The organism is Rivularia sp. PCC 7116, assembly GCF_000316665.1.
Classification (GTDB): domain Bacteria; phylum Cyanobacteriota; class Cyanobacteriia; order Cyanobacteriales; family Nostocaceae; genus Rivularia.
Map to the genome: position 1 here is coordinate 6,912,951 of NC_019678.1, position 13,660 is coordinate 6,926,610.

The 13,660-nt window shown below is 38.2% G+C and carries 8 protein-coding genes; 2 read left to right on the forward strand and 6 right to left on the reverse strand.

Annotated elements, in window-relative coordinates; all coding sequences use genetic code 11:
* Nucleotides 1-40: 40 nt before the first annotated feature.
* Together pstC and pstS are read right to left on the reverse strand one after the other, a co-directional pair.
* The gene (gene pstC / locus RIV7116_RS26600; RefSeq protein WP_015121424.1) at nucleotides 41-1,021 is read right to left on the reverse strand and encodes a phosphate ABC transporter permease subunit PstC; all 981 of its coding nucleotides are present in this window, start codon (nucleotides 1,019-1,021) and stop codon (nucleotides 41-43) included.
* 299 nt (nucleotides 1,022-1,320) lie between these two features.
* Entirely contained in the window at nucleotides 1,321-2,352 is a 1,032-nt protein-coding gene (gene pstS, locus RIV7116_RS26605) for a phosphate ABC transporter substrate-binding protein PstS (RefSeq protein WP_015121425.1), read from the reverse strand.
* Between the two features lie 432 nt (nucleotides 2,353-2,784).
* On the opposite strand from pstS, the gene RIV7116_RS26610 reads away from it, so the two are divergent.
* On the forward strand, nucleotides 2,785-4,545 hold the full coding sequence (locus RIV7116_RS26610) for a hypothetical protein (protein ID WP_015121426.1): 1,761 nt from the start codon (nucleotides 2,785-2,787) through the stop codon (nucleotides 4,543-4,545).
* 635 nt (nucleotides 4,546-5,180) lie between these two features.
* On the opposite strand, the gene RIV7116_RS26615 is transcribed toward RIV7116_RS26610, so the two are convergent.
* From RIV7116_RS26615 to RIV7116_RS26630, 4 genes are all read right to left on the reverse strand, one after another.
* A complete protein-coding gene (locus RIV7116_RS26615; protein ID WP_015121427.1) occupies nucleotides 5,181-5,831 on the reverse strand; it encodes a MotA/TolQ/ExbB proton channel family protein in 651 nt (216 codons plus the stop codon).
* A gap of 371 nt (nucleotides 5,832-6,202) precedes the next feature.
* Nucleotides 6,203-6,727 (reverse strand): hypothetical protein, encoded by a 525-nt coding sequence (locus RIV7116_RS26620; RefSeq protein ID WP_015121428.1) that lies wholly within the window; start codon nucleotides 6,725-6,727, stop codon nucleotides 6,203-6,205.
* Nucleotides 6,728-7,042: 315 nt separating this feature from the next.
* The gene (locus RIV7116_RS26625) at nucleotides 7,043-7,264 is read right to left on the reverse strand and encodes a type II toxin-antitoxin system HicB family antitoxin (protein ID WP_044292391.1); all 222 of its coding nucleotides are present in this window, start codon (nucleotides 7,262-7,264) and stop codon (nucleotides 7,043-7,045) included.
* A 94-nt stretch (nucleotides 7,265-7,358) separates the two neighbouring features.
* A complete protein-coding gene (locus RIV7116_RS26630; RefSeq protein ID WP_015121430.1) occupies nucleotides 7,359-9,689 on the reverse strand; it encodes an NACHT domain-containing NTPase in 2,331 nt (776 codons plus the stop codon).
* Between the two features lie 213 nt (nucleotides 9,690-9,902).
* Here RIV7116_RS26630 and smc point away from each other — a divergent pair, with 213 nt between their 5' ends.
* Nucleotides 9,903-13,646: a chromosome segregation protein SMC gene (gene smc / locus RIV7116_RS26635; RefSeq protein WP_015121431.1), complete on the forward strand. Its 3,744-nt coding sequence runs from the start codon at nucleotides 9,903-9,905 to the stop codon at nucleotides 13,644-13,646.
* Nucleotides 13,647-13,660: the final 14 nt, after the last annotated feature.

Genomic DNA, 13,660 nt, shown 5'->3' on the forward strand with positions numbered 1-13,660 from the left:
CTTGATTACTAATAGCTTTGCAGTATTTAGGTTAGATAAACTACTTGTTCTTCCTGTTCAGCCACTGCACTAATACCACAGCACCGATATTGACTGCTAGAGTAACAACGAACAAAACTAAAGCTAAATAAGTCAAGGCTCCAACATGCAGCCTATTTTCAGCTTCAGCAAATTCATTCGCTAATACAGCCGGAATTGTATAGCTAGCATCTAGCAAGGAAGCACTGATAAATTCTGAGTTACCAATAACCATTGTTACAGCCATTGTTTCCCCTAAAGCGCGTCCCAAAGCCAGCATCGTAGCACCAACAACACCAGAAAAACCACTAGGTAATAATACTTTGAAAATAGTCTCCCAACGGGTAGCACCTAAAGCCATCGAACCGGTGCGGTACTGATTGGGAACTACCATCAGAACGTCGCGACTAATTGCTGCCATTGTAGGCAAAATCATGATAGCTAGAATTATCCCCGCAGTTAATAAATTATCACCGCTAGGAAATTCAGTATTAAACAATGGTATCCAGTTAAGATTTACCGATAGCCAGGTTTGCAAAGGAACAATAACTGGAATTAAAATATAAACACCCCATAAACCAATAATTACGCTGGGGATTGCCGCGATTAACTCAACAATGAAAGCAATTGGCGATCGCACATAAGAAGGTAGAAAATCTTCACTAGTAACAAGAGCAATCGCCAAGCCAACAGGTATAGCAATTAAAATCGCTAAGAAGCTGCTTACAAGAGTTCCGTAAATGTATGGTAATGCACCATAAACACCTTCAACAGTATCCCAGTCTTGGCTCCAGAGAAATCCGAGTCCGAATTTGACAACAGCCGGTTGTGCTTCCTGAAAAATGATATAAATCATCCACAGGAACATAAATATTACAAATACCGCAAAAGAGCGCACCAGCCATTTAAATCCTTGTTCTAACCATAGATTTTTGGCATCTTGAGCAAAAATATCGAGCTTGTCATCAACTACTGAATTGGGTTGAACGGATGAATTAGCCATTGCCAGTCATTTAGATTTTAGATTTTAGATTTTAGTTTTAACCAACGGATGCATTTATGTAGAGATTTGAGGTTTTGGATTTCGAGAATATTTTTTTACAAGAAATCACAAAATTATTATGTAGCATCCCGAACTATCAGATTAAGCTTGTATTCGGATAAAATCCACAAACATCCAAGAAGAAGGGTGGGCATAACCCACCCCATCTCTGTTCAATTAAGTCTTAGGAATACCTATTTAACAGATGTAAATACAGAAGTTAAAACTCTAACTTCTGTCTAGGAATATAGGAAAGTTAATTACTTAACTTCTCTGTTAACTTGGTTGATTACACGTCTTCTAACGCTTGTAGGAATGCTGGTGTAGAGTAACTTACCATTGAAGTTTTGACCAGTGGTCATTACCCACTTGATCCACTTCTTAACAGCAGCAGCCTTAGCCGCAGATGGATATTTCTTGTAGATCATCATCCAGGTTAAACCAACGATAGGATAACCCTGAGAAGAATCTCCTACGAATACGCGGTAGTTAGCGGGGAATTTAACGCTAGACAAACCAGTATTAGCAGCTCTCAAAGAAGGAGCAACAAACTGTCCTCTTCTGTTTTGAACTCTTGCAGACTTAAGTTTGTTCAAACGAGCATAGGAGTAGTTAACGTAACCGATACCACCAGAAGTACGCTTAACCAAAGCAGCTACACCAGAGTTACCTTTACCCTTTCTAGCTCCTCTGAAAGCCCATCTTGGCTTCTTGGAAGTACCAATTCTTCCTTTGAAGTAACCAGAGATGGTGCTGAGGTGGTTGGTGAAGATGAAGGTTGTACCGGAACCATCTGCACGAACAACAGGTGTAATTCTGCGGTTAGGCAATCTAACACCGGGGTTGTCCTTTCTGATTCTTGCATCATTCCACTTGGTGATTCTACCAGCGAAAATCAAAGGTAGAACTTTGCGGGACAACTTGAGGTTGTTAACACCAGGCAAGTTGTAAACAACGGAAACAGCACCACCAGCGGTAGGAACCAAGATTGTTCCACGGCTTACTTTAGCGATGTCAGAATCTTTCATTGCTGCATCACTACCGCCGAAATCAACGGTACCTTTTGTGAAGTTACGGATACCACAGCTAGAACCACAAGCGGTGTAGTTTACTTGTAAGTTTTTGTGTGTCTTGCGAACTTCACGAGCATATCTCTGATACAAAGGAGCAGGGAAACTAGCACCTGCACCTACTAATGTTTGAGCTTGAGCAGCAGCTCCACTTAATAGAAAAGCAGCAGCAGCAACGGAAGAAGTTACGATTCGATTCAATCCGGTAACTTTTAAATTCATAGTGTCTCGATTTTTGGGGATAGAGTTCTACGCGAGATGCCTACCAGAAATACCCTACCCTTTTATCAGTTAAGAATTGTTAAAGAAGGCAGCAATAAAACTTTAAAATGTGTTTAAAATTTGGTTTTTAGGTAATAGTAATTATTTCGTAGTTAGAATATATTTAAAATATTTGATTTATTCAATTTGTAATTTTAAATTCTATTATTAGAGTAGCGATTGTAAAACAAAAAAACAATATTTTTATCTGAAAATGCTACTATTGATATACAATATTCTATAATTTTGGACGAAAAAAGTATAAAGTATGAAATTTTGTGCTTGATAATTCATGCTTTATGCTGCAAAATAATTATCTGGTTTCGCTCTGTGCATCTGTCTTATCTTGAGTTTTCTTGGCATTGTGCAATCCAGATTCCCAGAGCCAAATACATGATTAAGTCATATCTTCTAAATAATTTGTTCGTTCCATTACGACAAATTTCTCCATCAATGTTGCTAGCTTCAGCAGCTTTGCATAGTTTGTTATTTGCAGTACCAATACCTTCAAATTCGCAGAATACAGAATTATCAAAAGGCGGTAATACTCCAGAAAACGATACAGCAAAAGTATCAAAAGATGTTTGTGATGAAGATGGTTCTCTTGAAGGAGCAGGAGAAGATTCTTTAGATGAAGATACTTCTCTGGAAGGAGCAGGAGAAGATCCTTTAGGTGAAGATGGTTCTCTTGAAGGAGCAGGAGAAGATTCTTTAGGTGAAGATGGTTCTCTTGAAGGAGCAGGAGAAGATTCTTTAGGTGAAGATACTTCTCTGGAAGGAGCAGGAGAAGATTCTTTAGGTGAAGATGCTTCTCTTGAAGGAGCAGGAGAAGATTCTTTAGGTGAAGATACTTCTCTGGAAGGAGCAGGAGAAGATTCTTTAGGTGAAGATGAATCTTTTGCTGAAGAAATATTAGGTGACGAAAATACAGCGACATCTTCACAAGAAGAACTGTGCGAAGATGACACCTTACCGAAAGGAAAAGCGATAAAAGTACCCCAAGAAACACCTTTGCTAAGCGATTTGGAAAACGAAAGCAACAGTGAAGAAGCTGGGGATAGTGAAGACGCAATTCCGGATTTGGCTAATGGTGAGCCTTTAGATGAGTCAGGCGATTCTATCGATGATGCACCAGTTGATAATATTTCTCTTGGCGGAGATGATATCTCATCAGAGGAATTGCCTACTCCTGGCGAAAATTTATCTTTAGGTGAGCCCGAAATCGAACCTGAGATTGCTTTTACACCTTCCGAACCATCTGAAGAACCCATTGAAGATACACCATCAGAATCAGTAGAAGAACCTATCGACGATATAAGTTCTGAGCCAGTAGAAGAACCTATTGACGATACAAGTTCTGAGACAGTAGAAGAACCTATTGATGATACAAATTCTGAACCAACAGAACAACCTGAAGAAATAGCGGAACCAGAATCCTCTGATACAGAAACGGAGTTGAATCCAGAAGAAACTACTCCTTCACAGACAGATACCCAAACCCGTCGAGTCGATCCATTTGCTGAATTTCCTAAATACAGCAGCGTAAGACCTAATTTTTGTGGAGTCAAAAGCGCAAAAATAGATAGACGCACTAGACTTACATCTGATTCTTTAGATTCAGTGCAAGCTTATTTCGACAAAAAGTTAGCAGGAACTGATTTCCAGGTAGAAAAACTTACCGATCAAACCGATACAAAGGTTTATCAAGTTTCTAAAGGCAGTCTAACTCAATTTCTACAGCTATTCGCAGTTGAAGGGCAGGGTACGATGATTCTTTTATCTTCCCAGCGAGTTGATTGCTACAGATTAAGCAATGAAAGTCAGTTAGAAGAAACTAAAACCGAAGAACAAGCTTTTGATGCAGCATTCCAAAATCTATACGCTCAACTAAGTTGGACGGAAGAAAAAGGTTTTGTTGCCAATTCTGAAGTGGAAAAAATATTCGGGAAAGATACAAACAAAACCCCTGACGAATTAGCTTTGCTGGTTAAAACAAAGTTAGAGTCGGAAGGTTTTGCAGCATCTCAAGTTAGCCAAGAAAATTCCGGACTTTTGTATGAAGTCAAAAAAGGTGAATTTACAAAATATATTTCTTTTTTACCAACGAAAGAAGGTAAAGGAGCAATTATTTTGGCTTTGAAGAATTCTCCTTAATTTGTAACTAGTATTTTTTAACTTGTAATTCGTAATTCGTAACTTTGATTATGGATTACGATTTTTTTATATTGAATAGATATTTAGATCAAACTTAGCAAAACGCCACATTTTTTTGTAAGGTGAATGATTAGTATCGCTTCGCGGAATTAAGAAGTAATAAGTTTGATTTTATAGGCTTTTCAGGCATTTTTAATTGTTGCCTTATTTATGCCGCATTGTACTAGTGGTTCGCCAAGCGAACTTTGCTGGGTTTAGCGTGGAAATAAAAAGTTTTTTCTCCCCCTGCTCCCTCCGCTTCCCCTGCTCCCCCTGCCTGCCCTTACCCGGCAATTGTGGCTTGCCAGAGTACTAGGCTCTTGACTTTAATAGAATTTCTGTGCTTTTGATTCATACAATTTAATCTCACTCTTCCCCTCTCCCTTAATAAGGAGAGGGGTGCCCGTCATGGCGGGGTGAGGTTTCTAGTGTATTGGACTCAACTGAGATTCGCTACATATAACAGGAGAATCTTGCAAGATGCCTTAATAAAAAACGATAAAACTTTTAATGTCTATTAAATATAAAAAATCGTAACTCGCAACCAAAAATATTTTGATTACCAATTACGATATATTAACCGATTAAAGCAATAACTAATTAATACTTAAATCTTGAACAGATTCATTCCAAATATGCAAATAAATTAACTCTAATTGATTGCTAACAGTGGCAAAATAGTCCACGCGACGCGCACGTAATACAATAAAAAGCCGAAAACAAGTATATGCAAGAATCGCTACTGCTATTCCTGCTGCACTACTAATTAAGGCTTGCAGAATTAAATTTGCTACCCCGCTACTATCTGCACTATCTGCACCACCGTTTCTCAAAGTTAGAAAAGTAGTAATTAAACCACCAGCAGTACCCAAAATACCTAACAAAGGTGCAATTACAACTACACTTTCTAACAGCTTATTGCTTCCCCCAATATCAATCAATTCTTTGTCAGCCGCTGCTTGTAGTGCTAAACGAAAATTCTCCGGAGTTGGATTATTTAGTTTTAACGGTGCAGCAAGAAAACGCCCAATCGCCAAATCTTCAGCAGCAGTCGCAATTTCTCCTGCTTTCTCCCAATCATATTGTGCTACTGTCAGCACATCCTGCACTACCTGTCTTTCCTGAACTACCAACTTTAACCAAAACCAAACGCGCTGTATCGCGTAAGCCAAAGTTACAACAGACAAAACTAGCAGAGGAAACATCATGAAGCCCCCTGCTAAAAAGATATCAAATAGTCTGGTCATTTTTACTCAGGTAAGCGCCTAGCGTAACAAATGATTCGTCGTATTAAGTAGAATACCTGATTTAAAGCGTTGTTTTGGTTAAGACAAGTTTCGTTAAAGGATAAGCTGTAATTAAAGCAAACAAACTGAAGATTAGGAATTGCGATCGCGTAGAGGGGGTAGAGGGGGTAGAGGGGGTAGATAGGGATTACTCCTTCCCAGTAAAAGATTACCTAAAAAATTGAGGGAGAGAGGGAGAGAGGGAGAGAGGGAGAGAGGGAGAGAGGGAGAGAGGGAGGGAAAATTTTTATAGGAAATCTTACAGCGTAACGGGATTAATACGCAATTACCAATTACCAATGCCCAATGCCCAATGCCCCATTCCCAATTATTTATTTCCCTTTCAAAATATGAATTGCCGCACCCGCAGCAGCACCATTAATAGTGTTACTAACAGTATTATCGCGGTTGGTAATTTCACCTAAGACAGTACCACCAGCAGCACCTGCTCCTAAATCCTGAAGAAGATTGCGGTCTTTTTTGTTTCTTCTACCGCTATTAGCAGCATTAACAGCAGCACCGGCAGCAGCGCCATTTGCAGCATTGGTAAGAACAGAATCGTTGTTGGTAATGATTCCGGTGATAGCACCAGCAGCAGCACCAATTGCTGCATCTTCTAATAAATCTTCGTCAGCCCTAGCTGGTTGTGCTGGAATTAAAGTAGCGCTAAATATACCTGTAGCTAATAAGCTAGGTAAGAATGCACGTTTGATAAATTTATTCATTTCTACACCTATTATTGATAACTTGTTGGGAATTCGTTTTTGATATCCTGCATTTCCCACGTGAGATATTTTTCTAGCCAAGGAACTAAATTGGAATATAAAAGTTGCTTGAGGAACTAATGCAAGATACAAAGTTTTTCAATCTTCTTAGACCTATATTTCTATTTTAGGAGAAAATACTTTTAGATCGCACGAGTAGTATATTGAATAATCTATTTTTATTACTTTGGTCATAATTTAAGTCTAAAACTGTGTATAAAATTATTCTTTAACAGGATTCACAAAAGTTAGCACACCATCCTTAATAGGGCTATGACGAATCATTTTCTTATCTAATGCGTAGTTTTGTGGGCTTATCCAAGGTTCGCGGTTGCCCTGTTTTGGTAACAAATGCATTACGCGCTGTATGTAGCCATTTACATCCTAACGAAATGTTGTTGCAATTTATCATTCAGCAGCTTTATTAATAGTTGGTTCGGGAAGAGATTCACCAGTTGATTGAAAAGCTATTACTAAAGATTTATTAGCTTCGGTTCCGTTATCAACTGCTTCCTCACAAGTGTCGCCATGAGTCCGCCATTTTTGTCCGGGAAAGCCAGGAAAACCAACTAAAAAACAATTATCTTCTTCCGACCATTCAATTATCATTTTATACTTAAGTTTCATCATAATTAATATTATCTTATATTTAATTCTCTCTTCACTTCTTTCCTCTGCGTCCTCTGCGCCCTCTGCGGTTTGAATCACTTATATTTTACTCTTTTCACATCCCCGCAAAATGTTCTTGTAACTTATCGTGAATAAACGTAAAACGTCCGCCAACTTGGTTGATTAATTTGCGCTCGTCTGCGTATTTTAAAAAGCGGGTATAGTTCCAGGGGATTGAGCGACTTTTCCAGAATACTATGTGTACAGAGAAGTGCTTAATTATGGGAACAACACTTAATGATGCTGTTGCAATCCACGTCCAGTAAATACTAGATGCTAAGATTCTTTCAATAGGTTGACTTTCCCCTACGATCGCAGCAAATATTGCCGCAAATAACATACAACATAACATTATAAATATAGAAAATATAATGTTATTATGTAATGATTTGATAACCGTTTGGTTAGGAATATTATAGGTTTTCAATCTATCATCATTTGCTCTATATCTGACTCCAGAAAGTAAGACACCAAGGATTCCAAAAAGAGTTCCGTAAAAAGAAACATACATCAAGATACTGCGATTTTTCTGAATAGCTAAACCTATTCCAATTACTAACCCAGCAATGATTCCAATTATGCCGTTTTTGAATGATAATCTGAATTTAAAGCTTATTTTTTTAAAAAAATAAATATTCTTATTTTTACTAAAAATTTCCTCTACTATATAATATATAGTTCCGAAAAAAGCATAGAAAACACCTAATAATAAGATTGTCAAAAGTTCAAGTTTTAATTTGCGGATAAAATCTAAAATCAGATCAACAAAATAACTAATAATTAAATCAATACTTAATGTGTAAAATTGATACGTAATAAAAAAATTAAATCCATAAAATAATAAATAAATCAAACCAGTAATAAAGCCCAAGCCTATCAACCCTACTAAAATCCACATCAATCCATAAATCAAACCTATAGTTGAACCATAAATTAATAAGTAAGTTAGTCGTTGTACTCGATTTTCCAAATAACTCGGTTGCATATCCTCAATATAAAACTCCTTTAAATTATGCTCATTCATCTTTTTCGCTAACCATATCAACCACCGCTTAATATCCTCAGCTTTATAACCTTTTCTATCGTGATGTTCTTCTAATTTTCTTTCTATATATTTATCAAACAATTTCTGCCGACATTTATCTTGATATTCTTTCCTTTCATCCTCAGAATTAAATCTTTTACTTTTACTCACCAAACCATCTGGATAAGCAACGGGAATCAAGTTTAAAAATAAAGGCGTTTTTGCTAATTCTCCCAAACCATCAGCATCGTTTTTGATTCCTTGCCACAAATGCTGACATTTCAATTCTCGTAAATAACTTTTAATTTGTTGTTCGCTCAACGGTTGCAAACAAACAGCACCGCGTAAATTATTTAATATCGCTTCTCCTTGTTGATATTCTTCCTCGCGACAGCAGACTACTAATTGCAACAAACTAGAATTACTTTGCAAAAATTCGTTGATTTTATCAATACATTTTTTTTGTCGAGTTAAACCTAATTCATCCAAACCATCTAGTAAAGGTACAAGTTTTTCCGTACTCAACCACTCGCGGGTTACTTTTTCGGGAATATTGTAACGAAATTTTAAGTCAGCTTGTAACCAATTACTGATAATTTGTTTATCGTCACGCCAGTTTGTCAACTCAAACAACACCGGAATCGGATAGTTTGAATTATTTTGGGCACGTGTAATTAAATCTCTGGCTAATTCAAGCAATAAAGTGGTTTTCCCGGCACCGGGATTACCTAAAATTAATAATCTTCCTGCAATATCGGATTCTTCAAAAACTTTGATTATCGGTTTTCCTGGTTCTAATTGCGTCTTACCACCCCTAAATACTTCTAAAATTCGCAACGGTTGAAGTAATTTATCTTTTAAAGAAGGTTGCTTGTTAATTGTAGAAGCATTTACAGAAGTTCTTCCAATTTCTTTATTTCTATCTTCTGTTGCAATACGAATTATCTGATGATCGTAAAGCGAGTCATTTAACCGAGTTTCGACTTCAATCTTCATAACTTTCAATAATTCTCGCCGCCAATCGTCCGGGGATTTTAATTCTGTTGTAGTATTATCAGTGCTGTTGTTGTCGGTTTTTGTTTTTCGCAGCATCCAAATTAATTTGAATGTATGCCAAATTAAAAACACCAAAGCTATACCGCCGACGGTTACAAGCAAAACCTGTAATTCATGACTTTTTTCTTCTGCCGTATTCCATAAGCTGTAAATTCCTACTAAAATAATGGCTTCAATTGTCAGCTTGACAACTAAAATGTTTTTACCGGGAAATTGTTTAATTGCAGGTAACTGATTGATTAAATATCCAACAGCAGCAGCTAGTAATGCACCGCATAAAGCTTGAAAAAAGGGATGATTAAACATATCAACGGTGAAAAAAACAAAATTATTTCAAAAAATCAGCTTTTTTTAAGATACATAAATATTTCCGTATTTCCAGGGTGGTGCTAATATCCTTTGTTAAATAAACGTCTACTTCTCATGTATTGTGTGTTTCAATAATTTCTAATTCCCTAACTCTAATGGGTCTTTCACTGGTACACTTGAACTTTCAACCCTCTGCATTAACCAGCGCCTATGGTTCATATTAAGCGCGTGGAACTCACCAATTTTAAGTCTTTCGGTGGTACTACTTCGGTGCCGTTACTGCCGGAGTTTACGGTGATTTCTGGCCCTAACGGTTCGGGAAAGTCTAATATTCTTGATGCGCTGCTATTTTGTTTAGGGCTTTCGAGTTCTAAAGGTATGCGTGCTGGTAGGCTTCCGGATTTGGTCAACACAAGTCAAATAAGTAAGTCTCGCGCTACTGTGGAAGCTAGCGTCACGGTGACGTTTGATTTATCGGATTATGATTCTGATGAGTTTGATGACGAGCCAATTGTTTCAAATGTAGTGGTTGATGAGGTTGAAGAAAGTTCCACAACTGAGGAAGAATCTGTAGAGGAAACGGAAGAATCTGTAGAAGAAACTCAAGAGCAAGCAGAAGATAAAGCCCTCAAGGAGCAGGAAGAAGAGGAAATAAAAAATCGTCGGGAGCAAATTCGAGCTAAACCTGGCATTCCCGATTGGAGCGTTACCCGTAGATTAAGGGTGACTAAGCAAGGTACTTATTCATCAAGTTATTACATTAATGGAATTTCTTCTAATGCAACTGAGGTACACGAAGAGTTAAGCAATATCCGTATAAACCCTGAAGGATATAACGTTGTTCTGCAAGGGGACGTTACTGATATTATTTCGATGAAACCTCGGGAGCGACGAGAAATTGTTGATGAGTTAGCAGGGGTTGCAGCGTTTGATAGGAAAATTAATCAAGCAAAGAAGACTTTAGAAGAAGTTAAAGAAAAAGAAGATAGCTGTCGGATTATTGAAACGGAATTAACTACGCAGTGCGAAAGGCTTTCTCAAGATAAAGCGAAGGCGGAAAAATATCAAAGATTGCGAATTGATTTTCTAGAAAAGCAGAAGTGGGAAGTTGTGCTGTCTTGGCGCACTTTACAAAGGCATCAAGAACAATTATCTAAGCAAATTCAAGACGGCGATCGCACTCTTGCGGAGAATAATCGGCAGTTGGGTGAGGTGAATGAAAATATTCAGGCAAAGCAAAAAGAACTTGAGGAGTTAAATATTCGCGTCAAGGCTTTGGGTGAAGATGAACTGTTAAAAGTACAATCGCAGTTGGCGACTCAAGAAGCAGAATACAAGCAAGTTCAACGTCGTCAAAGTGAATTAGAAGCAGCGCGGGCTGAAGCTGGGATAAAAGTGACGCAAACCCAGCAGGAAATTCAGCAGAATCAAAGTTATTTGACTGAGTTGGCAGGGCAAAAAGAAGCAGAAACGCGGAATTCTGCCGCTTTACAAAGTCAGCGCGAGTCAATCCATGAAACTTTAGAAAAATCTCGGGAAACTGCTGCCGAAATTGCTTCGGCTTCGGAAGCTTGGGTAGTGCAGCAAACGAATTTAAACCATCAGGTTGAAGCTGTATTGCAAACTTTGGAACCACAGCGCACGGAAAGGGCGCAGTTAAGGGAAAGAAATAGCCAGTTACAGCAACAAATTCAAGAACAAACCGAATTAGTTCAAAGTTTAGAGCCGCAGTTAGCTGAAAAACAAAGCCAGCTAGAGCAATTTCAAGTTGGATTTAATTCTACCGTTGCGCCAATTCAAGATTTAGCTGAGAATTTAGCCGCAACCGAACAAGAATTACAAATTCAACAGCAAACTCAAAAGCGGTTGTTGCAGGAACAAAGAGACAAACAGCGGCAGCTTGATAAATTGGAAGCTCAAGCCCAAGCACAGCAAGAAGCTCAAGGAACCCACGCTAGTAAAATTATTTTGCAATCTGGTTTACCTGGTGTTTGCGGTTTGGTTGCGGAATTGGGAAGGGTAGAACCAAATTTTCAGCTAGCTTTGGAAACTGCTGCGGGTGGACGTTTGGGACAAATTGTTGTAGAAGATGACAGCGTTGGTGCTGCCGGAATTCAATTACTCAAGCAAAGGAGAGCCGGAAGGGCAACTTTTCTACCTTTAAATAAAATTAGAGCGCCCCGTATTAATGAATCTGGTAATCTACGATATGCCAATGGTTTTATTGATTATGCGGTGAATTTAATCGGTTGCGAACCCCGTTACGATGATGTATTCGCTTATGTTTTTGGGAATACGGTTGTATTTGAAAATATTAATTTAGCTAGAAATCATTTAGGAAAAGTCCGCATAGTAACTTTAGAAGGGGAATTATTAGAAACCAGCGGTGCAATGACTGGTGGTAGCGTTACTCAACGTTCGACTTTACGATTTGGTACCGTTGAAGCAACCGAATCGGAAGAAGTCAAGGGTTTGAGAAATCGTTTGGTAGAAATTGAAAGAGTTTTAGGGCGTTGTAATGAAGCAATTATTACTCTTTCTGAAAGAACCAAAGAATTATCTACCCAGCTTACCGAAACTCGTCAGGGGAAAAGAGAACAGCAGTTACGAGCCGAACAATTACAAAAAGAAGTTCAAGGTTTAACTAAGCGAGTAGAAGATGCTAAAAGTCAACTTACACAAAATACAGAAAAATTAAACACCGCTCAATCCCGTTTGGAAGTATTAGAAAAAGAATTACCGTCACAAGAGCAACAATTACAGCAGCTACGTAACGAATTATCCGAATTAGAAGCTTCGCAAACCCCAAGCGAATGGCAGCAAATTCAAGCCAAAATCAAAAGTCAAGAGCAGCAATTACAGCAGCAAGATACAGCTTTACTAGAGCAAACAGAAAAATTAAAGAATATTGAAGTTCAACAACAAGTATTGCAAGAGAAAATTCAAGAAGGGGTACGACGAGTTGAAGAATATCAGCAAGAGCAATTAAACCAAGAAAATCAAATTAATAGCCTCAAGCAACAAGAAGCCAACTTAACAGCAACTCTAGCCGAAACTCGCCAGCGGATGCAGGAAATGGAAGCGAATTTAGGCGAAGAAAAACAAAGACGCGATGCTGTGGAAGCCCAGCTGCGCCAACTATTGCTACGCCAACAACAGTTGGAATGGGAAGTACAAAAGCTGCAAGAAAGCCAGCAAAATCGCCGCGAAGAATTGGATAGAGTGCTAGCAGAATTACAAACCATTTCTGGGGAATTACCGAACCCCTTACCTGAAGTACCCGAAAAAGTAAATTTAGAAGAGCTACAAAAGGAATTAAAGTCTCTTTCCAAACGCTTACAAGCGATGGAACCAGTTAATATGTTAGCTCTCGAACAATACGATCGCACCCAACAACGTTTAGAAGAACTTAGCGAAAAACTAGAGACATTAGAAGCAGAGCGAACTGAATTATTATTAAGAATTGAAAATTTTACTACTCTACGACAAAGAGCTTTTAAAGAAGCATTTGACGCTGTAAACGAAAACTTTAAATCAATTTTTGCCACCCTTTCCGACGGCGATGGCTACTTACAATTAGATAATCAAGAAGATCCATTTAACAGCGGTTTAAACTTAGTCGCGCATCCCAAAGGAAAGCCAGTACAGCGCTTAGCATCTATGTCAGGAGGAGAAAAATCACTAACAGCATTAAGCTTTATTTTTGCTCTACAAAGATATCGCCCATCGCCATTTTACGCATTTGATGAAGTCGATATGTTTTTAGACGGGGCAAACGTAGAACGATTAGCTAAAATGATTAAGCAACAGGCACAACTCGCACAATTTATAGTTGTAAGCTTGCGCCGCCCAATGATAGAATCAGCCGAACGTACAATCGGAGTAACTCAAGCCCGAGGAGCTTATACACAAGTTTTAGGGATTAAGTTAAAAACCGACAATACTTCTGCTTGAGTATCTGTTAATAA